This is a genomic window from Intestinibacillus massiliensis (genome assembly GCF_900155735.1).
Classification (GTDB): domain Bacteria; phylum Bacillota; class Clostridia; order Oscillospirales; family Butyricicoccaceae; genus Intestinibacillus; species Intestinibacillus massiliensis.
Genome location: NZ_LT707056.1, coordinates 65444 through 90632 on the forward strand (window position 1 = coordinate 65444; position 25189 = coordinate 90632).

17 protein-coding genes are annotated in these 25189 nt (G+C 60.7%); 4 read left to right on the forward strand and 13 right to left on the reverse strand.

Annotated features, from left to right (window positions below; translation table 11 throughout):
• From CZ203_RS05525 to CZ203_RS05565, 9 genes are all read right to left on the reverse strand, one after another.
• Positions 1 to 3588 (reverse strand): response regulator, encoded by a 3588-nt coding sequence (locus CZ203_RS05525; RefSeq protein WP_087065158.1) that lies wholly within the window; start codon positions 3586 to 3588, stop codon positions 1 to 3.
• A complete protein-coding gene (locus CZ203_RS05530; RefSeq protein WP_087065159.1) occupies positions 3585 to 6170 on the reverse strand; it encodes an EAL domain-containing protein in 2586 nt (861 codons plus the stop codon). Before CZ203_RS05530 ends, CZ203_RS05525 begins: the two co-directional genes overlap by 4 nt.
• A 280-nt stretch (positions 6171 to 6450) precedes the next feature.
• Positions 6451 to 7377, reverse strand: coding sequence for a polysaccharide deacetylase family protein (locus CZ203_RS05535; RefSeq protein WP_143436142.1), 927 nt, complete (start codon positions 7375 to 7377; stop codon positions 6451 to 6453).
• A gap of 164 nt (positions 7378 to 7541) precedes the next feature.
• Positions 7542 to 8678: a Gfo/Idh/MocA family protein gene (locus CZ203_RS05540; RefSeq protein WP_159456382.1), complete on the reverse strand. Its 1137-nt coding sequence runs from the start codon at positions 8676 to 8678 to the stop codon at positions 7542 to 7544.
• 144 nt (positions 8679 to 8822) lie between these two features.
• Positions 8823 to 9833, reverse strand: a complete 1011-nt coding sequence (gene iolG / locus CZ203_RS05545; protein WP_087065162.1) for an inositol 2-dehydrogenase — start codon at positions 9831 to 9833, stop codon at positions 8823 to 8825.
• 21 nt (positions 9834 to 9854) lie between these two features.
• The gene (locus tag CZ203_RS05550) at positions 9855 to 10679 is read right to left on the reverse strand and encodes a sugar phosphate isomerase/epimerase family protein (RefSeq protein ID WP_087065163.1); all 825 of its coding nucleotides are present in this window, start codon (positions 10677 to 10679) and stop codon (positions 9855 to 9857) included.
• Between the two features lie 123 nt (positions 10680 to 10802).
• Positions 10803 to 11801, reverse strand: coding sequence for an ABC transporter permease (locus CZ203_RS05555; protein WP_227104968.1), 999 nt, complete (start codon positions 11799 to 11801; stop codon positions 10803 to 10805).
• Positions 11791 to 13299 carry a sugar ABC transporter ATP-binding protein gene (locus tag CZ203_RS05560; protein WP_087065164.1) on the reverse strand — a complete coding sequence of 503 codons (1509 nt, stop codon included), beginning with the start codon at positions 13297 to 13299 and terminating at the stop codon, positions 11791 to 11793. Before CZ203_RS05560 ends, CZ203_RS05555 begins: the two co-directional genes overlap by 11 nt.
• Positions 13300 to 13421: 122 nt before the next feature.
• On the reverse strand, positions 13422 to 14444 hold the full coding sequence (locus CZ203_RS05565) for a sugar ABC transporter substrate-binding protein (protein ID WP_087065165.1): 1023 nt from the start codon (positions 14442 to 14444) through the stop codon (positions 13422 to 13424).
• 471 nt (positions 14445 to 14915) lie between these two features.
• Between CZ203_RS05565 and CZ203_RS05570 the strand changes: the two genes are divergently transcribed.
• Both CZ203_RS05570 and CZ203_RS05575 read left to right on the forward strand, forming a co-directional pair.
• The gene (locus CZ203_RS05570; RefSeq protein WP_087065166.1) at positions 14916 to 16694 is read left to right on the forward strand and encodes a sensor histidine kinase; all 1779 of its coding nucleotides are present in this window, start codon (positions 14916 to 14918) and stop codon (positions 16692 to 16694) included.
• A 66-nt stretch (positions 16695 to 16760) separates the two neighbouring features.
• Positions 16761 to 18362, forward strand: a complete 1602-nt coding sequence (locus CZ203_RS05575; RefSeq protein WP_159456383.1) for a response regulator transcription factor — start codon at positions 16761 to 16763, stop codon at positions 18360 to 18362.
• Positions 18363 to 18420: 58 nt separating this feature from the next.
• Here CZ203_RS05575 and CZ203_RS05580 read toward each other — a convergent pair whose 3' ends face one another.
• From CZ203_RS05580 to CZ203_RS05595, 4 genes are all read right to left on the reverse strand, one after another.
• Positions 18421 to 19374, reverse strand: a complete 954-nt coding sequence (locus tag CZ203_RS05580; RefSeq protein ID WP_087065168.1) for a sugar phosphate isomerase/epimerase family protein — start codon at positions 19372 to 19374, stop codon at positions 18421 to 18423.
• 251 nt (positions 19375 to 19625) lie between these two features.
• On the reverse strand, positions 19626 to 20555 hold the full coding sequence (locus CZ203_RS05585; protein WP_087065169.1) for a sugar phosphate isomerase/epimerase family protein: 930 nt from the start codon (positions 20553 to 20555) through the stop codon (positions 19626 to 19628).
• A gap of 243 nt (positions 20556 to 20798) precedes the next feature.
• Positions 20799 to 21827 (reverse strand): substrate-binding domain-containing protein, encoded by a 1029-nt coding sequence (locus tag CZ203_RS05590; RefSeq protein ID WP_159456384.1) that lies wholly within the window; start codon positions 21825 to 21827, stop codon positions 20799 to 20801.
• Positions 21828 to 22215: 388 nt separating this feature from the next.
• Entirely contained in the window at positions 22216 to 23250 is a 1035-nt protein-coding gene (locus CZ203_RS05595; protein WP_087065171.1) for a sugar ABC transporter substrate-binding protein, read from the reverse strand.
• A gap of 492 nt (positions 23251 to 23742) precedes the next feature.
• Between CZ203_RS05595 and CZ203_RS05600 the strand changes: the two genes are divergently transcribed.
• Positions 23743 to 24609 carry a helix-turn-helix domain-containing protein gene (locus CZ203_RS05600; protein ID WP_087065172.1) on the forward strand — a complete coding sequence of 289 codons (867 nt, stop codon included), beginning with the start codon at positions 23743 to 23745 and terminating at the stop codon, positions 24607 to 24609.
• Between the two features lie 233 nt (positions 24610 to 24842).
• Positions 24843 to 25181, forward strand: a complete 339-nt coding sequence (locus CZ203_RS05605; protein ID WP_143436143.1) for a hypothetical protein — start codon at positions 24843 to 24845, stop codon at positions 25179 to 25181.
• The last annotated feature ends 8 nt before the right edge of the window (positions 25182 to 25189 follow it).

Consider the following 25189-nt stretch of genomic DNA (forward strand, 5'->3'; position numbering starts at 1 on the left):
TCAGCCCTCCTTTCCAAAAATAAAGTCGTAAAGCGTCTGGTACAGCCGCTCCGGTTCGATCGGCTTTGCCAGGTGGGCGTTCATCCCCGCCGCCTTGCTCTTTTCAATGTCGTCGTCAAAGGCGTTGGCCGTCATCGCGATGATCGGGATATCCTTTGCGTCCGCGTTGCTGAGGTGGCGGATGTTCACCGCCGCGGTCAGCCCGTCCATCAGGGGCATGCGGATATCCATGAGGATCGCGTCGTAATAGCCCGGCTCGGACTTGCTGAAGCGCTCCATTGCGCGCAGCCCGTTTTCCGCCGTATCGACGGCGAAGCCCTTGCCCTCCAGCAGCATGACGGCCACCTCGGTGTTGATCAGGTTGTCCTCCGCCAGCAGCACGCGCTTGCCGGAAAAGTCGAAGTCCATCGCGTTATCCTGCTCCGCGCGCTCCTCTTTTTCGCCGAGCGCGCGGGTGAACGCGGAGATCAGGGAGGATTTGAACATCGGCTTGCTCATCAGCAGGTTCGCGCCCGCGAGCTTGGCCTCGTGCTCGATGGAAATCCAGTCGTAGGCGGTGATGATGATGATCGTCACCTCCGGCCCGACGATGGCGCGGATGCGGCGGGCGGTCTCCAGGCCGTCCATCTCCGGCATCTTCCAGTCGATCAGGATCATATCGAAATACCTGCCCTCGCCCCAGAGCTCCTTGACGCGGCCGATCGCCTTGCGGCCGCTGTCGACCCATTCCGCGCACACGCCCATTTCCCGCAGGGTGACGACGGCGCTCTCGCACACGGCGACGTCGTCGTCCACCACGAGCGATTTGAGGTGGGAGAAGTTATAGTGTATTTTTTTCTGGTTGTGGCGCAGCTTTTCCTCCTCGGTGATGCCGAGCTTGACGTCCACGGTGAACTCCGTGCCGATCCCCTTGATAGAGCGCACGGTAATCTTTCCGTCCATCATGTCCACGATGTTCTTGGAGATCGCAAGCCCCAGCCCGGTGCCGCCGTACAGGGCGGTCGTGCCGGTCGATTCCTGGGAGAACGGCTCGAAGATATGCGGCAGGAAGGTTTCGCTCATGCCGACGCCCGTGTCGTTCACGACAAAGCGCAGCGTCGCGTCGTTCTTCGTCCTGGTGCGCTGCGAGACTGAAAAGCTGACCTTGCCGCCCTCGCCCGTGAACTTGATCGCGTTGCTCAGGATGTTGATCAGCACCTGCTGCAGCTTCATCGCGTCGCCGATGTAGTAATCGTCCAGCACCGGGTCGATGATGCACTCATACTCCACGCCCTTCCCGGCCGCCTGCGCGTAGCAGATGGAGTTGATGCCGCGCATGAACTCCTCCGTCGGGATCTTTTCGTTTTTGAGCAGCATTTTGCCACTTTCGATCCGGCTCATGTCCAGGATATCGTTGATGAGCGACAGCAGGAACCGGGAGGAGATGCCGATTTTGGAAATGCAGTCCTCGACCTGCTCGTCGTCGCCGATCGATTGCGCGGCGATGGTGCTCATGCCGATGATCGCGTTCATGGGCGTGCGGATTTCATGGCTCATGCGGGAGAGGAAGTCCGACTTTGCGGCGTTGGCCTGTTCCGCGGCGATCAGCGCGGCGGCAAGCTCGTCCTTCTGGCGCTGCTCCTGGTGCACGATATCGGTCACGTCGGTGCGCGCCATGCACACCCGGCCGAGGTCGCGGCTCAGGTAAAACAGCTGGAACCGCTTGATGCGTGGCCTGCCGTGCAAATCCTGCATCTCCACGAGGAAGGAATACGCGTCCTGCTTGTCCAGCCGCGCCTTGATGTAGGCATAGTCCAGCTTTTCGAGGTATTCCTTGCGCCCCACGCCGTCCATGAGGCGGCCGGCGATCGCCCGGATCTCCGCCTGGAAATCGCCCGGCTGTACGATCGTCCCCTTTTCGCCCTCCTTGAAGGAGACCAGCCGGCAGGTGCCCTGCGTAAGGTCGATCTCGACGATCGCGTCGTAATCCTGTTCCACAAGCTGGTTGATGAGCTTGTGCTGCAGCTCCTGCTCCGTCACGTCGAACGTATAGAAGAAGGCGATCACGTCGCCGGTCTCGGGGTTCATCGTGGTGCGGAAATTGGTCTGCCCCCAAAAGACGCTGCCGTCGTTGCGGCGGCGCAGGAAATCAAAACGGTAATCCGTCTTGCCTGCGGCATAGTCGGCCAGCACCTTTTCCCGGCTGAGCTGCCCGAGGAGCTTCTGCCCGTACGCCGGGTCGACCGCGGAGGCCGCAAGGTTGCGGATGGTCTCCTGGTAGGAAGCGCCGACCTGCGCGATCGCCGCCTCGGACGAGGAAATATAGTTTTCCATCTCGTCCCGGGTCACGTTGACGCGCCCCTGGATGCTCTCGCCGGAGGCCGACATCTCCGCGAAGTAGGCCAGCTCTTTTTCGTACAGCTCGCGCATGCGTTCCTGTAGCTGCTTTTCCTCCGTAACGTCGACAAACACGCAGTAAAAATACCGCTCGCCGTCTTCCCCGGCAAACAGCTGCGCCTTGATCGAGATCCAGCGCACCAGCCCGCCCTTGCAAACCAGCCGGTTTTCGATGTGGATGTTGTTCCCGTGCTGGAGCTGCGCGTTGAGCTTGCCCGTCAAAACCGCGAGGTCTTCCGGGTAAATGACGGCGGACATCCGGTTGCCCATGGCGGCGAACTCCTCCCGGCTGTAGCCGATGAAGTCGAACAGGCCGTCGTTTGCGTCAATGACGGAAAAATCCTCGTCAAAACGGCAGCGGAACACCGCGCCGGGAATATTATTGTAAAGGTTCAGGACTTCCTCCTGCGCCCGCTTCTGCTTGGTGATATCGACGCAGACCGACACGATGGCCGGGCGGCCGTCCTCCGACGTGATCCTGCGCCCGAGGTCGTGCACCCAGATATAGGCGCCGTCGCGCTTCTTCATGCGGTATTCGACGACGTATTCGTCCCCCATCGCAAGCTGCCCCTCGACCTCCCGGTCGACCCTTGCGCGGTCGTCCGGATGCATGCAGTTGGAAACCATGCCCCCGATATCGCGGACGAACTCCGCTTCCGAGGCATAGCCGAGGTAGGAAAGCATCTGGCGGTTGATAAAATAGAAGGGGAACCCCTCCTCGATGTAGCCGCCCATCATCCCGCCGAGCAGCGACTCGTCCAGCAGCTCCTGCCGCTGGCGGGCGAGGTTCTCCATCACGAGCGTATCGGGATAATGCTCCTGGCCGCGCTGGCTGCTGCCCGGCTCCGAGATGTGCAGGTTGCACACGAGCCAGCGCCCGCCTTCTTTGGCCATTGTAAACACGCTGCGCAGCCGCCAGCTATAGACCGGGTTCCGCAGCGTAAACGCCGCGGACAGCACGCACACCGTTTCCGCCGGCGCCTGTTCATGCAGGATGGTGAACGCCATCTCGAACGGCTCCGCAATCTGCCGGATGTCCTCCGCAATGTAGCGCGCCATTTCCGCTTTGCCGCAGGCGTGCTCGTTATCGCCCGTGCCGATGAACTGGATATCCTCAGACAGGCACGCGGTGGCCTTTTGCACGTCCCGCTCCACAAACCAGGCCTGGAACAGCAGCTGCGCGGTCCCTTTTGCTTCTATTGCGTCCCTCATAATGTTTCTTCTCCCCATAGGATGATGCTGCCTTTTTTGCGCTTCTTCGCCTGGTACAGCGCCTGGTCGGCATGCTGTATCACGCTTTGGATGGTATCCCCCTCCCGCATCATGGCCAGCCCCGCGGTACAAGAGACCGGCGCGCCGTCCCCCGGCGCGTACTCGCGCACGGCGGCGCAGATTTCCTCGCCCTTGCGGGCGGCGGCCTCCTCCGAGCGCATCTGCCGCAGCACCGCCAAAAACTCGTCCCCGCCGACGCGCGCCAGGACATCGTCCTCCCGCGTGTGGCGGCGCAGCACCGTGCCGAACCAGGCGAGCACCTGGTCGCCCCGCAGGTACCCGGCGTCCTGGTTCCGGTTTTTGAGCCCGTCCAGGTCGAACGCGTACACCGCAAGCGGCAAGTCGTTTTCGCCGAGGGTGCTGACGGACTCCTCCAGCCCGCGGCGGTTGAGCACGCCCGTAAGCGGGTCCTCAAAGGCCGCGTCCTGTAACAGGCGCACCTTTTTCCTGTCCCCGGCAGCGCGGATCGCGGCCTGCGTGCGCTTGAGCAGGCTCTGCATAAAATGGGGTTTGCAAATAAAGTCGTCCGCGCCCTGCCCGAGCGCGCGGCGCTCGAGTTCAGCGTCCGGCGGCGCGGTGGCGATGACGGGCAGGTCCCACAGGGACTTATCGGCCTGCACGGCCCCGAGCACGGTAAAGCCGTCCGGGGCGGGCAGGGTCAGGCTCAGGATCACGGCGCCGGTATCCGGATGCGTGCGGATGTACTGCAGCGCCTCCTCGCAGCTTGCCACGCCGTCCACCTCATACCGCCCGCGGAAGGCGCGCCGCACCTCCTCGCGGTAGCCCGCGTCCTCATCCGCCACCAGCAGGCGCGGCCCCTCCTGTGCAGAAGGCGGCAGGCCTTCGTCCAGGTCGTCGAGGCGCAGGTCTGCCTGCGCGGCGAGCAGCGCCTCAAATTCGGCGACGGGCATCGGCTTGGCAAAGTAATAGCCCTGCACATAGTCGCAGCCGATCTCGGCGAGGCGGCAAAGCTGCTCCTTGGTCTCCACGCCCTCGGCCACCACGTTCAGGTGCATCCAGCGCGCCAGGTTGATGATGAACTGCAGGATGCCCTGGCTGTTCGGCTTGGCCGTTTCGCTCTGGATAAACTTCATATCGAGCTTGAGGATATCGATCGGCATTTCGTTGAGCATATTGAGGGAGGAATAGCCGCTCCCGAAATCGTCCATCTCGATGATAAAGCCGAGTTCGCGGAGCTGGCGCACCGTGTCGATGATCTGCTTGGGGTTTTCCGTATAGGCGCTCTCCGTGATTTCCAGGTGGAGGCGGAAGGGCGACAGGCCGTACCGCCGCACGGTGCCCATCAGGAAACCGGCGAGGTCGGCGTTATAGATATCCGCGCGGGACACGTTGACGGAAACGGCGACCGGCGGGAACCCCTTGTCGTCCCACGACCGGATGGCGGCGCAGGCCTTGTCCCACACAAATTGGTCGAGCCGCGTGATAAAGCCGTTTTTCTCAAACAGCGGGATAAATTCCGCCGGGGATTGGAAGCCCCACTCCGGATGGTCCCACCGCACGAGCGCTTCCGCGCCGACCATGCGCTCGTCGCGGATACGGTACTTGGGCTGTAAGTAAATCTGGAACTGCCCCTCGGCCAGGGCGGCTTCCATGCTGTCCGTGATGGCCTGCTCCTTGAGCAGCCGGTCGCGCAGCGCATCGTCGTACCGGGCGAAGTACTTGCCGTACTGCCCCTTGATGCTGCGCGCCGCGAGCAGCGCGCGGTCGCACATCTGCTCGACCGGGACGCTGCGGTCGGTGATGGGGTAGATGCCCCATTTCATCACGATGTTGCGCACGTCCAGCAGCTTGTTGACGTCCACGCTCGCCTGCTGGAACGCCTCCTCCGTATAGGTATATTTCCGCTCCAGCAGGCAGGCGAATTGGTCGGCGCCCATGCGGCCGCAGATGCCGCGCCCGTCCATCCCCTGCCGGTAAAGGCCGGCGATGCCGGCCAGCAGGCGGTCGCCGGTCGGGATGCCGAACACGTCGTTGACCAGCTTGAAATTCTCGATGTTGGAACAGATAATATCATACTCCCGCCCCGGGTTGCGCTGCAGCGCCTCCTTGACCTGCTGGTAGAAAAACTCCTTGCTGTACAGCCCGGTCAGCCGGTCGTACTGGAACAGGTTGACCATGGCGGCGGTTTCCCGGAGGTTGATGATGCTGGCCACCCGGTGCAGGATGATCTGCGGCCGGTAGGGCTTTGCGACAAAATCCGACGCGCCGTGGGACAGCGCGGCCACCTCGTCGGATTCCGCATCGTTCTGCGTCGTCACGATGACGGGGATGGCGGCGTACGCCGGGTCGGCCTTGATGATCTTCAAAAATGTATAGCCGTCCATGACGGGCATGACGATATCGAGCAGTATCAGGGAAATCCCCTCGCCATACTGCCCCAGCAGCGCCAGCGCCTCCTGGCCGTTTTCCGCTTCTAAAACCGCATACTCATCCGCCAGGATCTGGCACAGCAGGCTGCGGTTCAGCAAATTATCTTCCACTACGAGGACTGTTTTCCTCATCGGTACTGCTCCCCCCTCTTTGGGACGTTCCCCTATACGGGCGCCTGCGGCGGCAAGCCGCTTGCCGCACCCGCATGATAACCCCAGTCTATTACCAGTATATAGCGAAACGTCAAATATTACAATGGCGGAACACAATTTGCAGTAGATTTTGATGCATTTTGCCGCGAAACCGCCCCAGGTTGCCCTGCGCCGCCGCGGCCGCCGCACGTCCCGGCAGCGGGCAAAAAAATCCCAGCCCGGAGGCTGGGATGGGACGCGCGCCTTGGCATATCCCGTATTAAGTTGGCATTTTATAACCAAACGTAATCGGCCGTACGTCGTTTGCCAGCGCCTTGCAGGTATAGCCCTTCGCGGTAAGCTGCTGCACGATGGAGGCCACCGCCTGCGCCGTAGCGGCTTTATCGCCGCTGTCGTGCATCAGCACGACCGGGTGCCCGGAACGCGAAACGCCGTCCACGACGTTGGCCGCGACCTGTTCGCTCGTCAGCTTCTTGCCGGCCGCATCCTCGGAGGACACGCTCCAGTCATAATACACAAAGCCGCGCCGCGTCATCTCCGCGATGAGCTGCTGGTACAGGCCGCCGTTATAGCCGTTGATGCTGCCGCCGGGGAAGCGGAACATGGTCGGGTAAACGCCGCAAGCGTCATAAACCGCCTGGTATGTCTTCTGGAAATCGTCGAGATACGCGTCGACCGAGGCGTAAATCGCCTTGTAATCGTGCGCGTAGGTGTGGATGGCGACCGTGTGCCCCTCGTCCACCATGCGCTTGAGCAGCGCCTCGTGCCCGGCGATGTTCTTGCCGATCACGAAGAAGGTCGCGTGCGCGTTTGCCGCCTTGAGCGCGTCGAGCACGGTGGCCGTGTTTTTGGACGGGCCGTCGTCAAAGGTCAGGTAGACCGCACTTTTGTCGTCCGCGGCCTGCGCGGGCACGTCCTTCACCACCATCTCCGGGTATTTGGACTGGTACTCAAAGCTGTCGTTCGTGAGCTGGACCGCGGGCACCTTGCCCGCAAGCGCCTTGTTTTCCGCCGTCAGCGTATCCACCTGCTGCTGCAAATCGCGGATTTGCCCGCCCGCCTTGGACGCGCGCACCGTTTGCACCGCCGCGATAGCCGTGACCGCAACGGCGAGCAGCACCGCCAGCAGCCGCGCCGGCATCTTGCTGCGTTTCCGTTTGCCCCCGTAAGGGCCGTATCTAGACAATCCGAATCCCTCCCTGTCTCCTATCGATAAAACCGTTCCTATACCAGCTTATTATACCGCAGCGGCGCACAGATGCAAGCAAAGGGGACGTAACAATTTGAAAAAACCCCGCGGACGGTGCGTCCGCGGGGTGCCGGTGATATCGCTTCGCACGGCCGGGGGCGTCAGCCCAGGGGCACCCAGGCGTTGCCCTGCCGGTGGCTTTCCAGGCAGGCATGGATGAATTTCATGCCCCAGACGCCGTCGTCCACGGTCGGGTAGGTGTAGGACGGGTCTTCCGTGCCCGCCTTGTGCGCGGCGAGCGCCATCATGAAGCTGCGGTAAATGTTGCCGAACGCCTCGGAGAAGCCGACCGGCGCGCCCGTGATGCCGCGCATCAGGCGGCTGCTCTCCGGGCAGGTATAGTCGCGGCCGATCGTGATATACTGTGGCGCCTCGTTGACCGGGGTATACCAGATCGCGTTATTGTCCTTGTGCGTCCAGCGGATCGAGCCTTTGTCGCCGAACAGCTCGACCGACAGGTCCAGCTCGTGCCCGGTGGCGACCTGCGACGCCCACAGCGTGCCCGTCACGCCGCCGGGGTACTTGGCGAGCACATTGACGTTGTTTTCCAGCACGTGCCCCAGGCAGAAATCAAACTGCGCCAGCACCTGCTCCGGGTGCAGCCCGCTCATCGCGGACACAAGGTGCTCGATGTGCGTGCACATGTCCGCCGTGCAGCCCGATTCGCCCGCCTGGCTCTTGTCCAGCCGCCAGGGCGCCTGCTCGGATACGCCGGTCGCCTGCGCGACGATGAACCATTCCTGCGGGAACTCGGCGCGGATGTGCAGCAGCTTGCCGATCGCGCCCGCCCTGACCATCTCGCGCGCCTGCCGGATGATCGCATAGCCCGCGTAGGTATAGGTGACGGCGAACAGCAGCCCCTTATCCTTTGCCAGCGCGGCAAGCTCCTCCGCCTCGGCAACCGTCATGGTCAGCGGCTTGTCGCACACCACGTGGATGCCCTGCTCCAGGAACGCCTTGGCCGCGGGGTAGTGCGTGTTGTTGGGCGTGACGATCGATACGAAGTCGATGCCGTCCTCCCGCGCGCCCTCGGCCTGCGCCATCTCCTGATAATCGTGATAGACGCGCGACATGTCGCGCACGCCCCAGGACTCCGCGCATTCCGTGTTCTTGTCCCAGCGGCGCGAAAAGCATCCCGCCGCCAGCTCGGCGAGGTCGTCCATAATCGCGCCCTGGCGGTGGAACGCGCCGATAAACGCGCCGTTGCCGCCGCCCACCATACCAAATTTCAGCTTCATTGTAAAATCCTCCTGTTTCCCTGCCCTGATCGTACCACGCGCCGGCGGCGGCCGCAAGCCCATCCCCCGCGGGGGCGGGCAAAACGCGCCCTTGCCGCAGCCGGTGCAAAAAGGGGCCGGCCTTTCGGCCGGCCCCGCCGGGAATTACTGTACTTCGAAAATCTTGACCGGGCGCCCCTCGTCGAGCGACTTCTTGGCCGCAGCCGCAATCAGGACGGGGTACAGGCCGTCGACGCCAGTGACCGGGGTCTCCTTGTCGTTGACGACCGCGTCCGCGAACGCCTTCATCTCGTCGACAAACGCCTGCGTGTAACGATCCCACATGACCTTGTAGGCCGTGCCGTAGTGCGTGCAGTCCGCGTTCGAGATGACCACCGTGTTCGGGATGTCGTTCTCGTCCTGCACCGCGCCTGCGGAGCCGAAGACCTCCAGGCGCTGGTCGTAGCCGTACACCGCCTGGCGGCTGTTGTCGATCACGCCGATCGCGCCGCTCTCAAAGGCCAGGGTGACGATCGCGGTATCCACGTCGCCTTCCGCGCCGATAGCCGGGTCGACGAGCACCGCGCCCTTGGCGTAAACCTCGGTGACCTCGCTGCCCGCCAGGAAGCGGATCATATCGAAATCGTGGATCATCATATCCATAAAGATACCGCCGGAGCGCTTGACGTACTCGATGGAGGGCGGCTCGGGGTCGCGGGAACTGATGCGGATCATATGCGGCGTGCCGATCTTGCCGGCGCGCACCGCGTCGTATACCGCGCGGTGGTTGTGGTCAAAGCGGCGCACGAAGCCGATCTGCAGCTTGACGCCCGCGTCCTCGACGGCGGCCAGCGCGGCCTTGACGCGCGCGATATCGTGGTCGATCGGCTTCTCGCAAAAGATGTGCTTGCCGCACTCCGCGGAGCGGATGATAAAGTCCGCGTGGGTATCGGTCGAGGAGCAGATCAGCACGGCCTCGATGTCCGGGTCCTTAAAGATGTCCTCGGGGTCCTTGGACACGGCCTTGACGCCGTAGCCCTTGCAGAACGCCTCGGTCGCGTCGTTCATGAACGGGTCGGCGACCGTCTTGATCTCCATTTCGCGCACATACGTCGCGATATTCTCAATATGTACCTTGCCGATGCGCCCCGCGCCGATAATACCGATTTTCATAATATGTTTGCCCCTTTCTGCAAATCAAGCTTTGGAAACAGCTTCTTTTAGTATTTTGACGTCCTCTCGCAGCAGGTCGTACGGGTCGTCCGCCTGCAGGCGCAGCGGGAGCTGGTCATAGTAGTTTTCCAGCAGGATATAGCCCTCGTAGCCGTGCGCGCCGAGCCAGGACATGGTGTCCGCAAAGCCGGAATCGCCGGTGCCGAGCAGGCCGCCGCTCATCGCGCCCGTGCCGTCCTTGACGTGGAGCTGGTCGCACATGTACGGGTACAGGCCGTCCAGGATCGCGGTTTCGGAATAGCCGCGGAAGAGCTGGTAGTTCTGGCTGTCGAAATAGAGGAAGAAGTTCTTGCGGTCGACCGCCTGGTAAAGCGCCTCGAACTCCCGCTTGTCCATCAGGTTCTCCGTCGCCACGCGCAGGCCGGCCTCGCCCGCCGCGTCGCACAGGTACTGCAGCGCCTTGGCGCTCATGGCGCGGTCCTCGTCGGTCTTGATTTCGCTCTCCGCGAAGGCGGGCACCTGGATGATCTTTACGCCGAGCGCCTTGGCCGTTTCCACGGCGCGGGGCAGCAGGTCCCAGACGATGCCGTGCTCCTTCGTGCCCTCGCGGGCATGCATCGGGATGTTGTCGAAGTCGTTGAGCGCGATCGCGCAGTACTCGACGCCGGTCTTTTGCTGCTCCTCGAGGTAGTACCGCTGGAGCTGCGGCCGGGTCAGCGGGTAATCGTTCTCATACAGGCCGATCCGCAGGGAAAGCGCGTCCAGCCCGCAGTCCGCCGCGATGCGCGGGGCGAACAGCCCCGCGCCGGGGAGCCCCCAGTCGCACGCGCCCAGTTTGATATTTTTCATAAAAAGCTCGCTCCTTTACCGGTTTCCACCCTGCTTGCCGGACCGGCCGCGGCGGGATGACCCGCACCGCGGCAGACCGGGCTTCGGAGAGTGAAAAGAAGAGAGATTGGTTGGGGATCGTGGTTACTCGGCCGCCTTCTTGGCCATGGCCAGGCGGCGGGAGCGCGCCTCGGCGTTGCCGCGGACGACGTCCACGAAGACCGCTGCGATGATGACCGCGCCGATGACGATGTACTGGATGTCGGTCTGCGCGCCCAGCAGGTTCAGGCCGTTGCGGATGACCGCGATCAGCAGCGCGCCCATCAGGGTGCCGCTGACGGTGCCCTTGCCGCCGCTAAAGGATGCGCCGCCGATGACGCAGGCTGCGATGGCGTCCATGTCGTAGGTCTCGCCTGCCAGCGGCAGCGCCGTGCCGACGCGGCCGACCAGCACGATGCCTGCGATGGCGCTCATGATGCCGGACATGATGTAAGCAAAGTTCAGGGTGCTGGAGACATTGATACCGGACAGGCGCGCAGCTTCCTTGTTGCCGCCGACCGAGTAGATTTTACGCCCAAGGGCGGTGCGGTTGAGGAATATACCCATGATGGCGAAGATGACGATGACCGCCAGGAAGCAGACCGGGAACTTGATGGAGCCGATGTTCTGGTAACCCAGGAACATGACGGCCGCCGGGAAGCCCGCGATCGGGGCCGCGCCCGTGATGAACAGCGCGAGGCCGCGGTAAATCTGGCGCGCGCCCATCGTGGAAACGAAGGGGTGCGGGAGCTTCAGCTTGGTGAACAGCAGGCCGTTGAAGCCGCCGCACAGGAAGCCGACAAACAGCGCCACGACGATCAGCAGCAGCGGGTTGGTCACGCCGCGCTGTACGAGTATGCCCATTGCGCACGAGGAAAGCGCTACGACCGGGCCGACCGAAAGGTCGATGCCGCCGGTCAGCAGGACCATCAGCATGCCGCACGAGACCAGCGCGTTAATCGCGGTCTGGCGCAGGATGTTCATCCAGTTGTCCATGGTTAAAAACTGTGCCGATACAATTGTCAGTATCACCGACAAAAGGATGACCGCCATGAGCGGGCCGGCAAAGGCCGGCAGTTTCTTGCCTTTCATTTTACTGCTCATCTAATTTACCTCCCCATGCAGCCTTCATGATATCTTCCTGATTGAAATGCACGCTGCTGCGATCAATTTCCGCCATCTTCTCACCCTCACGCATGACGATCACGCGGTCGCACATGCCGAGGATCTCGGGCAGTTCGGACGAAATCATGATGACGCACTTGTCCTGCCGCACCAATTCATTCATTACGTTGTAGACTTCGATCTTTGCGCCGACGTCGATGCCGCGCGTCGGCTCGTCGAAGATGTAGATTTCCGCGTCCGTGTTCATCCACTTGCCGATGACGACCTTCTGCTGGTTGCCGCCGGACAGCTCGCCGACCGCCTTGTCGACCGACGGCGTGCGGATCTGCAGCTTCTTGACCGCGTCGTCCGCCTGCTTGCGGATGCGCCCCATATCGACCAGGAAGCCCTTCTTGAGGGTGTCGATATTGACGAGCGTCAGGTTCTTTTCGACCGACTCCTCGAGCACCAGGCCTTGGAGCTTGCGGTCCTCGGTCAGCAGCGCGATCTTGTGCTCGATCGCCTGCCGCGGCGTGCGGATGTGCGCTTCCTTGCCGTCGATGAAGATCTGCCCCTTGTCGGGCAGGTCGGCTGCAAAGATGCCGCGCACCAGCTCGGTGCGCCCCGCGCCTACCAGGCCGGAGAAGCCCAGGATTTCGCCGCGGCGCGCCTGGAAATCAATATTATAGTATTCGCCCACACGGGTCAGCCCACGGGTCTCGAGGGCGACCGCGCCGGGATGGGTTTCAATTTTGGGGAACAGGTTGGTCAGCGAGCGGCCGACCATATGCGCGATCAGTTCGTCCTTCGTCATTTCGGCGGACGGCTTCGTAATGATGTGCTTGCCGTCGCGCATGACCGTGACGACGTCGCAAAGCTCGAAGATTTCCTCCAGCTTGTGCGATACGAACAGGATCGCGATGCCCTTATCCTTCAGGATGTTGACCGTGCGGAACAGCTCCGCCGCTTCCTTTTCACCTAAGCTGGACGTCGGTTCGTCCAGGATGATGACCTGCGCGTCCATCAGGATCGACTTGCCGATCTCGACCATCTGCTGCTGGCCCATGCCCTGGTTGCCGCACAGCTCGGTGGGTTCGACGTCCTGCTCCATGGACGCCATGATTTCACGGGCCTTCCGGTTCATGTATTTGTAGTCCAGCAGGCCGCCCTTGCCCTTGACATAGTTGCCGATAAACATATTGTCCGTGATGGACAGCTCTTTGACGATGTTAAGCTCCTGGTAAACGCAGGAGATACCCATTGCCCTGGCGTCGGAAGGTTTATGGAACTGTACCTTCTTGCCGTCGACAAAGATCTCGCCTTCCTCGGGTATGTTGACGCCGGTCAGGGTTTTGATCAGCGTGGATTTACCCGCGCCGTTTTCACCGATCAGGCCGTGCACTTCGCCCCTGCGGAGCTGTATCGACATATCGTCCAGCGCGACGACGCCGGGGAAAACCTTCCGGATATTCCGGAGTTCAACTGCTACTTCACCCAACGCGCAATCCTCCTTTACTCCATTTTCCTCCATAAAATTACCCCATGCTGCTTAAAAAAGGGTTAAAAAGGGGGACCCCCCGGCGCCGGGCGATGGGAAGTCCCCGTTTTTAAGGCCAAATGTTAATCCTGATAATCCTTGTAGTTGTCGCCGTCGATGATGGCGATGCCGGTGTTGATGTACGGGTCGTAGGTCTTGCCGTCCAGCGCGCCCAGTGCGCACTCTACGCCCTGGCGGCCGATTTCAAACGGCTTCTGCGCGATGATCATTTCGATTTCGCCGGTCGCTACCAGGTCGATCGCCGCCTGGAAACCGTCAAAGCCGCAAACCTTGATCTTGCCGCCGAGGCCAGCGCCCTTGATCGCCTGCGCCGCGCCGACTGCCATGGAGTCGCTCGTTACCATGACCGCATCGATCTGGTTCGGGTACTTGGTGATGAAGGCTTCCATTGCGTTTGCCGCCTTATCGGACTCGCAGTTCGCGTCCTGGGTCTCGAGGACGGTGTTGCCGGTCTCTTCCAGGCCAGCTACCAGGCCTTCGGTGCGCTTCTCGTGGTTCGGGTCGCCGAGCTTGCCGCGCAGGATGACGACGTTCTTGCCGCCGCCCAGGCGGGTGCCGAATTCCTTGGCGCCCTCATAGGCCGCCTCGTAGTTATCGGTGCCGATGTATGTAACCTTATCCTTGAAGTCCGGGGCGTCGGTGTCTACCATGACGACCTTGATGCCCTTTTCCGCCGCGGTGTTCAGCGCGTTCATGAGCGTGTCCGCCTGGTTCGCCGCGATCAGGAGGATGTCGACGTTCTTGGCGATCAGATCTTCAACGGACTGTACCTGCGCCATAATCTCGCTTTCGTTGTTCGGGGCTACCGCGGTGACGTTCGCTTCCGGGATGCCCGCGTCCTTCGCGCCCTGCTTAGCGCCGTCGATAACCTGCTGCTGGAACTCGTCGAACGACTTCATGACGACGCCGATCTTGAGGGACGAAACATCCTTCGCGCCGCTGTCGCCGCTATCCGCCGCCGTGCCCGAGCCGGAGTCCGCCGGGGGCGTTGTGCCCGCATCGCTTCCGCCGCCACCGCAGGCGCCCAGCGTAAATGCCATTGCCAGTACCAAAAGAATGCCAATCCATCTCTTCGCCTTTTTCATGTTCTTCCTCCTTCAATTGCCCGCCGGAAGCGCCGGCGGCTTCTACCCCGGGAGCTTGCTCCCTTGTTGATGTCCTTATTATACGGGAACTTTCGTATTTTGTTAATGTGAATTCCCATCCACTTATTGCGGTAATTACGGCCATGGCCAATTGCAATTTCCGGTTTTTTAGCGAAATGTCGAATCCGCGCTTGTATTTATCCGCCCTTCTTGTATGTTTTAAACAACCACCGCCCATCCGGATGGAAAAATATGCTGTCCCGCCCGCGGACGCCGCCCGCCAAGTGTTGGAAATTACAATATCAGGTACAAATATTACAATGCCGTTCCCCCGGCCTGCCCCGTACTTGCTTTTTTTCCGGAAAAGCATTGCATTCCCAAGGCATTAAAAATATAATGATAGACAAACAGTGCGTTTTTTGACAAGGCGTATCTGGACAATTTATACGACTCACAGGGAGGCCAACGCCTATGAAACCTGAAACGCGCCCCCTTTCCCGGGTGCTTCCCGCCCGCCTGCTCCTGTGCGCCTTCCTGCCGATGCTGCTGGTTACAGCGCTGGCCGTCGCGCTCCCCTACCGGGAGATGCTGGGGCAGCGGTATGAGGAATGCGCGCACGTGATGCAGCTCAACATGTCCCGCATCGGGGAGCACCTGGGCCACGTCAGCCAGGCCACGACCCTGCTGCAGGACAGCGAGCCGCTTCGCCAGGAGCTTAAGAAGTACGCCGCCTCGACGGCTTCTTCGCTCACGCCGCGCGACCTTTACCTCACGGTGGGCACGCCGATCTCGTACCGCAACCTGTTTTCCAACCGGGCGATCAGCGCGATCACGCTGTATTCCAACCGGCGGCTGGCCTTTTACGGCCTGCAGCAGACCACGACCGACCTCGCGCTCACCCGCTGCGGCACCGTGCTGCTCAACAATACGCGCGAAATCCCGGAGGGCGGGCTTTACGTCCTGCCACAGACGCCGAACGGCTACATCTATTACATTAACGACTTTACCGACATCTACGACGGCCGCGAGCTCGGCCATATGGTCATCGAGATCGAATCGGTGCCCACCTACCTGGCCAACGAGCAGTTCGGCTTCCCGTTCGACTACCAGGTCGACCTGAGCGCCTACCCGGGCGCGCAGTACCTGGTCTACGGCACGGACGGCACGGTCTTCTTTTCCAGCGACGCGCAGTATATCGGCACCAACCTGACCCGTTCGCTCCCGCCGGAACTGGTCACCGGCACAGGCATCGTCAAAGAGGCGCCAGGCTACACGATCTATCAGGATACCTTATATAAGGAGCACCTTTTCCTGTCCATCATCATCCCGAACGGCTCGATCACGGACGGCCTCGGGCGGACGATGTGGTACTTCCTGGGCGCCGTGCTTGCCACCGCGGCGGCCGCGTTGACCTGCATCCTGCTGCTGTCCCAGCACATGGCCGCGCCCCTCAAGGCGCTCGAGCAATACTGCATCACCACGCGCGACCATGTGGAAACACCGCCGGCCTTCGACCCCGGGTACCGCGAGATCGGCGCGGCGAAGGACGCGCTTGCCGCGCGCGGCGAGCAGGTCAAGGATATGCAGTCCGTGATCATGAAAAACCAGCTTAAGATGAAGGACAACGAGATCCAGCTCCTGCAATCGCAGATCAACCCGCATTTCCTGTTCAACATGCTGGATATCATCGGCTGGCAGGCCGCAAAGGACCAGAACCAGGACGTCAGCGACATGGTCAACCATCTCGGCGGCCTGCTGCGCAACAACATCCTGCTCAACAACGAGGAAAGGATCACGATCGGGCAGGAGGTGCAGTACATCCGCGACTACCTCGCGCTCGAGCAGATCCGGCACGCCGGCCGCTTTACTTACTCGATCGAGGCAGACGAGGATCTGCTGTCCTCGTGCTATATCCCGAAGCTGTCGCTGCAGCCCATTGTCGAAAACTGCATTGTGCACGGCTTCCAGGGGCTGGCGCGCGAGGGCGTGATCGAAATCCGCATCTGGGACGACCTGGACGATATCCTGTGCACGGTGAAGGACAACGGCACGGGCTTTGACGCGGAGGGGTATTTCGAGCGCGCCACCGCGCTGCCGCCCGACCCCAAGCGCAGCCACATCGCGCTGCACAACATCCAGGACCGCATCCACATGCTGTGCGGCCCGCAATACGGGATCAAAATCGAGAGCGTCCCCGGGAAGGGCACGGCGGTGACCGTCACCCTCCCGCTCGATGAAAAAGGGACGTAAACGGAGGGAAAGGCCGCCCGGCGGCCACGGAGCGTGCACTACGTAGGAGAGAAGGGGGGTACCGTTTTGTACAAGGTACTGATTGTGGATGACGAGAACTTCATACGGAAAGGGCTTGTCAGCTGCATGGACTGGGCGGCCTGGGGCTGCGAACTGATCGGCGCGGCCGAAAACGGGGAACAGGCCATGGAGCTCGTGCGGCAGAACAAGCCGGATATCGTCATCAGCGATATCAATATGGAAAAGATGTCCGGCCTGGAACTGGTGGAACAGCTCAGCTTCCAGTATCCTGAGATCAAGGCAATCCTGTTCACCGGCATCTATGATTTTAACAATGTCTACAACGCCATCAAATTCGACGTGGTGGACCTGATCCTCAAGCCGACCTCGCCCGGGCGCATCCAGCAGGCGCTCACCAAGGCGATCTACCAGATCGAGACCGAGAACGCGGCCGGCGACATGCGCGCGCTGATCAAGCGGCAGTCCGAGCAAAACCTCAAGCTCAAGCAGACCATGCTGATCGAAAACCTGGCGGACGGCTCCTCCTATGGGGAGGGCACCGCCGAGGCGCTCGAGGCGGTCGGGCTGACGCTGCACAATTTCGTCATGGTCACGCTACTGCTGTACGGCGCGCACGAGCAGGCCTCCGCCTCCTTCCAGGAGGCGGAGCGTACGATCACAGGCTATATCGACCTGCTTTTCGAGGACAGCGGCTATTATTGCGTCTTCACCGGCACGCGCAGCTTCCACATCCTGCAGGACTTCGGCGAGGTCACGCCGCACACCCTTGCCGAGGTGCGCGCCGTCTGCGCCGACCTGAGCAAGACGATCGACAACCTGACCGAGTATTTCTGCACCATCGGCATCAGCGCGGTACACGCCGACCCTTCCCTGCTGCACCAAGCCATGACCGAATCGGTCGGCGCGGCGAATTACGCGGCCTACGACAAGGACAACGCCTCGATCGTCGAGTACACCCGCATGCCGCGCCTGTCCTCGGATACGATCGGCGGCCTGCGCACCTACCTCGACCAGCTTTCCGACGCGATCGAGCGCATGCAGCCCGAGGCCGCGCACGGCATCCTGCGCGAGATGACGGCCTACTACCCCGCCCACAAAATCCCCTTTGAGGAGGTGCGCGGCGTCGGCATCCTGGTCGCCGACCTGTGCATCCGCCTGCTGTGGGACTATAACTGCGTCGGGGGCGACGCATTCTCCTCCAAGCATGAAGCCTACAAGAATATGCTGCAGTGCAAGCACGCGGACGAATTGCAGCACGACCTGACCGCGATCGTCGACCTGACGATCCGCAACCTGGCCGCGCGCAGCGACAGTTCCCGCAGCATGATCGACCGGGTGGAGAGCTATATCCGCCGCAGCTACCAGGAGGAGCTCTCGCTCGAAAAGATCGCCGCGCGCTACCACATCAGCCCCGGCTACCTGAGCCGCCTGTTCAAGTCCAAGAAGGAGGTCAGCCTGACGACCTTCATCCAGAACGTGCGGATCGAAAAGGCCAAGGAGCTGATCGCCTCCACCGATATGCGCACCTACGAGATCGCGGCCGCGGTCGGCATCCCCGACCCGGTCTACTTCTCCAAGACCTTCAAAAAAGCCACCGGCATGCGCGTGCGGGACTTCCGCAGCCAAGCGCAGGGCGGCGCCGAATAACGGCATATGGGCGCAAAAAGGGCGGGGCCGCCAGGCCCCGCCCTTTTATACTGCCTATTTATTGATCGAAGTCGCGCGGGATGGCCTCCTTGAGCACGGCCATGGATTTCTTGACCGCCGTGAGCTGCGTCATGGTCAGGTCTTCCATCTCCATGCTGACCGCCCCATCGTAGCCCAGCATGCTGAGCACGGAGAAGAACTCCTTCCACCAGCGTACGTCGTGCCCGTGCCCCAGGGCGACGTAGTTCCAGGTGCGCTCGGCGAACTTGTCGATCGTCTTGGTGTCGAGCGCGCCGTCCTCGCCGTGGAACCGGCGCTCGATGCGCACGTCCTTGGCGTGGATATGGTAAATACGCCCCGCGCCCAGCTTATAGAGCGCCAGGATCGGGTCGCCGCCCATCCACATCAGGTGGCTGGGGTCGAAGTTCAGGCCGATCACGTCGCTGCCCACGCCGTCGCGCAGGCGGATCAGCGTTTCCGGGTTATATACGAGCTGCGCGCCGTGGTTTTCCAGCGCGATCCGCTTGATGCCGTGCGCCTTGGCCTGCTCGGCCGTTTTCGACCAGTACGGGATGGCGACCTCGTTCCACTGCCATTCCAATATTTTGGTGGTGATCGGCGGCCAGCTCGTCGTAACCCAGTTCGGCGTGGTGTCGCCGGGCGCGCCACCCGGGCAGCCGGACATCATGACGATTTTCTCCACGCCGAGCAATTCGGCGAGCTGGAAGGTCTTTTCCACGACCGCCTGGTGCGCCTTCCCCTCCTCGTTCGGGGCGAGCTGGTTGCCCGAGCAGTTGAGCGCCTCCAGCGCTAGGCCGCGGGCGGACAGCGCGTCCATAAACGCGCGGCGCTTGCCCGCGCTCGCCAGCATGCCGTCCAAATCCAGGTGGGGCGCGGCCGACCAGTTGCCGCACGGCACCTCCAGCGATTCGAAGCCGACCGCGGCGGCGTGATCCAGCATTTCCTCAAACGGCATCTTGCTCAGGCCGTCCGTAACGAAACACAGCTTCATGTCCATTCTCCTTCCGGGCGTGATATGCCCGCTTTTGAATTTCCCCATATACGCTCTTCTTCGGCCGGCGACCGGCCTGTTTCCAATATAGCAACGCGGGGGCATGCCGTCAATCGCTTTGGCGTGGGGCTCCCGCATTTTCTCCGTTCCCCCTATTTTACGCCGCCCAGCTTTATGCATTTTCACCAACGGCAGGCGCACGCAAAACAGCGCCCCGCCTAAAAAAGGCGGGGCGCTGCCGATGTTTTATGTTAGATATCGTAGCCGATGCCCTTGAGGTAATCGACGCTTGCCTTGACATTTGTCAGGCTGTTTTCGACGTTGCGCGGGTCGCATTCCTGCTCGATCGTGATGTAGCCGTTGTAGCCGATCTCCTTCAGGACGTCGGATACCGCGCGGTAATCGATCATGCCCTTGCCGATCGGGCACATCGAGCCCTTTGCGCAGCCCTGGAAGAAGCGGATATGCTCGCCCATGACCTCGTCGAATACCTTCTGGTCGATGTCCTTGAAGTGGACGTAATCCAGGCGGTCCTTATACTTGCGCAGCCACTCGACCGGGTCGAGGCCGGCATACTGCAGGTGGCCGGTATCGAGTACGAAGCCCGCGAGGTCGTTCGGGATCTCCTCGGCCAGGCGGTCGATCTCGTCGCCAAACTCGATGTAGCCGCCGCAGTGCGGATGGAGCACCGGGCGCACGCCGTAGCTCTTCGCGCGCTCGCACAGCCCCTTGAAATGGGAAATGAGCTGATCCCAGCCCTTTTCATCCAGGCGGGGCGCACGGTCGGGATGGCCGGCGGCGTAATCGCGCTCGTCGTGCCCCCAGTCCATGACCGTCATATACGGCGTCGGCCAGCGCTGGCCAGGCTCCATGGGCAGCGGCGGGAGCTGGGTAATCAGCGAGCAGATGCCGTCCACCTGCTCCAGCAGCTTGGGATAGTTCTCCTCGCTCAGCACGTCGTCGAAGATCGTGCCCGCGACGATGGAAAGCTGGTTTTTATTCAGTTCCTCGGAAACCGCCGCAATATCGTCGGTCGGGATCCAGCCGTTCGGCCCGAGCTCGATGGCGCGGTAGCCCGCCTCGTGCGCCTCGCGCATGACGCGCTGCCAGGTCGGCAGGTTCGGGTTCGTGATGTCGTCCACGCCCCAGCAGCACGGCGCGCCGCAGATTTTGATGCCCATATCTTGTTACCTCCTATATTCCGTCCATTGTAACCCGTTACGTTATCCTACGCTTATTATAAGAACCACCGTGCGGTTTGTCCACTCAAATCTTGTTTTATTTTCACAATTATCGCGGCAGGAAGCCGGGCTTCCTATACAGATTCCCCTAATCCCCTCCGGGATCTTGCGGTGAAGCTGCAAAGGGGCGGCGCTTGTAGCAAGCGCCGCCCCCCGCAGGGTTTTATAGAGGTCAGGATTTTCTTACTTCAGGAAATCGTCCACGTTGTCGATCGTAACGAGCTGCGGGATAATGTTGTAATAGTTATCCTTCAGGTTCTCGATCGGCTTGCCGGTTGCCAGGCCGACCGCGCACTCGATCGTGCCGCCGCCCTGTGCCGCCGGATCCTGGAATACGGTGCACAGCATGTCGCCGTCCTTGACCGCCTGGCAGCCAACGTCCGTCGCGTCGATGCCGACGACCGGGCACAGGACCTTCTTTTCGCCGGAGGTCTTCATCGCTTCGATCACGCCCAGCGCCATTTCGTCGTTGTTGCTGATGACGACGTCAAACGGCTTGCCGGAGCCCATGAACTGGACGAACTTGTCCATTGCCTTCGCACGGTCCCACTCTGCCGTATCTTCATAAACATAGTTGACCTTGATGCCGCCCGCCTCGAGCGCGTCCTTGACGGACTGGGTGCGCTTGATAACGTTGTCCAGGCCAAGCACGCCCTGGAACAGCACCGCGTTGATCTCGGTCTTGCCTTCCTTCTTGAAGTACTCGGTGAGGTATTCGCCCTGCGCCTTGCCGTACAGCGATTCGTCGGTGCCGACGTATACGACATTGTCCTTCAGCAGGGACAGGTCAGGCTGGCGGTTTACGAAGACCACGTTCATGCCGTTCGCAGCGTTGATGATCTCCTGTGCGGAGTCGTTGTTGACGAGGCAGACGATCGCGGCGTCATAACCGTCGGCCGCCCAGGTCTGTACGTGGGAAATCTGGAGCGACATATCGTTGTTCGCGTCGACCGCTTCAAACTGGATGTTGCCGATCTCCTCTGCCTTGGCCTTGGCCGCAAGCTCCATCGAGGTCAGGAACTGGTCGCGGACCGCCATGGACAGGCCGATCTTGAGCTGCTTGTCGGAAGAAGCGGTATCGCCGCCGTTATCCGTCTGTGCCGTGCTGCCGGAGTCCGCCGGCTTGGAAGCGTCGCCGCCACCGCCGCAGCCTGCCAGTGCGCCCAGCATCATCATGCCTGCGAGTCCGAGTGCAAGTAATCTCTTCTTCATTTTTTTCTCCTCTTTTCTCATTTTCCAGGGGGCTTGTCCCCCTGCCGTAATCCCATTATAGTTTCTTTTTCGCGATCCGCCCTTTAAGATGTTGCACTTTCCTGACGTGCAAAAGGCGGAATCCTGCACAAAAATTGGGGGTCAAAATTTTATCTATGTAGATTCTTGCGTTTTGGAGTTTTATCCTGAAATGCGCAAAATAACAATGTTTTTAAATTGTAACCCTTTTATAGCCCTTGTTTGCGCGCAATATCCCAAAGCCCTCATTTGTCACCGGCAAGCCGGCCGCCCGGCGCCTACCAATTTTGCGCACCGGGCAAAAAGGAAGGCGCCCCCTATTGGGGGCGCCTTGTAGGAACCTATGGAAGAACCCTGTAATCAGGTTTGTTTAGCTCATGAACTGGTCAACATTCTCCGGGGTGATCAGTGCGGGCGGGATGTTGTAGTAGTTGTCTACCAGGTTGTCGATCGGTTCGCCGCGAACCAGGCCGGATGCGCAAAGGATAACGCCTTCGCCCTGCGCGCCCTGATCCTGCAGTACGGTGCAAGCCATGGTGCCGTCCTTAACCGCCTGGCAACCGCCGACGGTGCCGTCGATGCCGACGATCGGGAAGTCGATCGGCTTGCCGGAAGCGTTCATCGCCTCTACGCAGCCCAGCGCCATCTCGTCGTTGTTGCAGATAACCGCGTCAAACGGCTTGCCGGTGCCCATGAACTGGGTGAACTTGTCCATCGCCTTAGCGCGGTCCCAGTTGGCGGTATCTTCGTAAGCGATCGTTACGTTGATGCCGTTCTCAGCCAGGGAATCCTTAACGGACTGGGTACGCTTAATAACGTTATCCAGGCCGAGCTCGCCCATCAGGATGACAGCGTTGATATCGGTCTTGTTCTTTGCCTTGAAATAGTCCGCCAGGAACTTGCCCTGGTCGTTGCCGTACAGGGTCTCGTCGGTGCCGACATAGACGACCTTGTTGTCCTGCAGGACGGACAGGTCGGGCTGGCGGTTTACGAAGACGACCTTCATGTCGCCCGCCGCATTGATGATCTCCTGTGCAGAGTCGTTGTTTACCAGGCCTACGATGACAGCGTCAGCGCCGTCTACCGCTGCGGTGGAAACGTGGGAAAGCTGCTGGGTGAAGTCGTACTGGGACTCGTAAACGGTCAGGTCTACGTTAAGCTCTTCCGCCTTCGCAACGGCCTTCTTCTCCATGGAGGTCCAGAACTCGTCACGGATCGGCATGGACATAACGACCTTGATGGTGTCGCTTGCAGACTTGCCGGCATCCCCGCCGTTATCGGTCTGCGCAGTGTCGGCGCCAGTGTCCGCCGCGGGCTCCTTCGTGTCGCCGCCGCCACCGCAGCCAGCCAGGGCGCCGAGCATCATCATGCCCGCCAGTCCTAATGCTAATAACTTCTTTTTCATTCAAATCTCTCCTCTGTCCGGAATGTTGCAGGAAAGCTGCTTTCCTGCCCGATGCATTAATTATAGAAGCATTTCTAACAAATGCCCTTTACTTTATTGTCATTTGATTGTGCATAAAAGCATGAATATTGCACAAAAATAATTTTGCTTTTTTGTTTTATCCACTATCTTGCGATTTCTTCGATTTCTTTTAAGATGTCAAAATTGTATAGTTTCCTTTTTTACCGAATTGTAATCTTGCCTTTTCAGGACAATTTATTATAGTTTACGGTATTTTCCCCCTTTCCTCGCGTCTCCTAAATATGCACAACAATTTGTTTTTTTGCATGTGCGCGTGCACGCAAGATTTTCCCCGCGCCTATCCCCAAAATGCACCCCCTATCCGGCGCCCTTTGCATACAGGGGGGGATTGACACCAGTTTTTGTTCTGATATACTTATAAAAAAGGGTTCTACCGCCGTTTATCGCGCGTGAAGGGAAAGGATTGGTGGAATGGTTGGACACGAGGAGATCGTCTCCTGTTTCGAGGGGGGACGCCTGCCCCAGCTCCTGTATGCGACACGGCAGGAAGAAAAGACGACCAACATGACCCGTCCAATGCACGGGCATAACAATATTGCAGAAGTCCTGCTGGTTTACGGCGGGAGCGGCCAGTATATGGTGGGCAACAAGACCTATGAGATCGCAACGGGCGACCTGCTGCTGTACAACGCGGGCGACCTGCACGAGGTCAGCACGCCCTCGGGCACGGCAATCAGCACCTACAGCTTCGGCCTGACCGACCTGCACCTGGTCGGCCTGCCGGAAAACCACGTCGCCGCGCCGGATACGCCCTTTGTGCGGCAGACCGGCAGCCGGTACGATACCTTTAATAACCTGGCCACGATGATTTACCGCGAACTTGCCGAGGACAAGCCGCTCGCCGCGGAGCTTTGCCGCCTGCTGATGTCGGCCATGCTGGTGCTGACGCTCCAGCTCCCCGTGCACCCGGAACACACGGCGGGCAAGGCGGATTATACGCTTGCCAACCGCATCAAGGACTATATCGACGCCCATTATACCGAGTATATCACCCTCGGCACGATTGCCAAGGCGCTGCGCATCAGCCCGTACTATGCCGCCCACACCTTTAAGGAGATCATGGGCTATTCGCCGATCCAGTATGTCATCCGCCGCCGCATCGGCGAGGCGCAGAGCCTGCTGATCAACAGCGACTACAGCGCCACCCAGATCGCCACGATGGTCGGCTACGACAACACGAATTATTTCAGCACTATCTTCACCAAAACCGTCGGGCAGTCGCCCATCCGCTACCGCAAGCAGTTTTTGGAGAATATGCAAGGCGAACGCATCCAGTAAAGGATGAAAGGCCCGCCCCGCGCAGGATGGCGCGGGGCGGGCCTTTGTTTCCCTATACATCCGGCAGGATGGCCCGTCCTCCCGGCTGCGCCAAAAACCGACGCCGTATCCCGGATTATCCAATATTATGCTATTTATCCAGTTTTGCCTTGACGCGAAGGGCACCCTATGGTATATTCTTACTGTTAAAATAGGTGGTATCCCGCCTCCATCCCCGCCCGCTTTGGTGTGCTATGAAAATTTTAAAACCCTTGTTCTTTTGCAAGCTGCTCGGCCTTGCGGCCGCCTTTGCCCACGCCCCCATCCGCCTCTATGCCGACGGCCTGATGCGGCGCACCTATGACATTTTCCCGGTTGCCGCGTACGGCCTGGCCTTTGCCACCCTGATGCCCTGCATCTTCTTCGCCATCGTCTATGGAAGCGCGACGGAGCGCTACAGCGTGCGCGCGCAGGCGGTAAACGCCCTGTTCCTGCTTGCCCACGTGCTTGTGGGCGTGTACCAATGGGGGATTTACCACCGGCCGGCCTTGCGATCAGCGTTTCGGTACTGTACCTGCTGCTGCTCGCCGTGAAACCCATA

Excerpts from the sequence above, each read along its gene's own strand:
- CZ203_RS05525 (WP_087065158.1), bottom strand. The coding sequence starts at position 3,588 with ATGAGGGACGCAATAGAAGCAAAAGGGACCGCGCAGCTGCTGTTCCAG.
- CZ203_RS05530 (WP_087065159.1), bottom strand. The coding sequence starts at position 6,170 with ATGAGGAAAACAGTCCTCGTAGTGGAAGATAATTTGCTGAACCGCAGC.
- CZ203_RS05540 (WP_159456382.1), bottom strand. The coding sequence starts at position 8,678 with ATGAAGCTGAAATTTGGTATGGTGGGCGGCGGCAACGGCGCGTTTATC.
- CZ203_RS05550 (WP_087065163.1), bottom strand. The coding sequence starts at position 10,679 with ATGAAAAATATCAAACTGGGCGCGTGCGACTGGGGGCTCCCCGGCGCG.
- CZ203_RS05555 (WP_227104968.1), bottom strand. The coding sequence starts at position 11,801 with ATGAGCAGTAAAATGAAAGGCAAGAAACTGCCGGCCTTTGCCGGCCCG.
- CZ203_RS05565 (WP_087065165.1), bottom strand. The coding sequence starts at position 14,444 with ATGAAAAAGGCGAAGAGATGGATTGGCATTCTTTTGGTACTGGCAATG.
- CZ203_RS05570 (WP_087065166.1), top strand. The coding sequence starts at position 14,916 with ATGAAACCTGAAACGCGCCCCCTTTCCCGGGTGCTTCCCGCCCGCCTG.
- CZ203_RS05580 (WP_087065168.1), bottom strand. The coding sequence starts at position 19,374 with ATGAAGCTGTGTTTCGTTACGGACGGCCTGAGCAAGATGCCGTTTGAG.
- CZ203_RS05585 (WP_087065169.1), bottom strand. The coding sequence starts at position 20,555 with ATGGGCATCAAAATCTGCGGCGCGCCGTGCTGCTGGGGCGTGGACGAC.
- CZ203_RS05590 (WP_159456384.1), bottom strand. The coding sequence starts at position 21,827 with ATGAAGAAGAGATTACTTGCACTCGGACTCGCAGGCATGATGATGCTG.
- CZ203_RS05595 (WP_087065171.1), bottom strand. The coding sequence starts at position 23,250 with ATGAAAAAGAAGTTATTAGCATTAGGACTGGCGGGCATGATGATGCTC.
- CZ203_RS05600 (WP_087065172.1), top strand. The coding sequence starts at position 23,743 with ATGGTTGGACACGAGGAGATCGTCTCCTGTTTCGAGGGGGGACGCCTG.
- CZ203_RS05605 (WP_143436143.1), top strand. The coding sequence starts at position 24,843 with ATGAAAATTTTAAAACCCTTGTTCTTTTGCAAGCTGCTCGGCCTTGCG.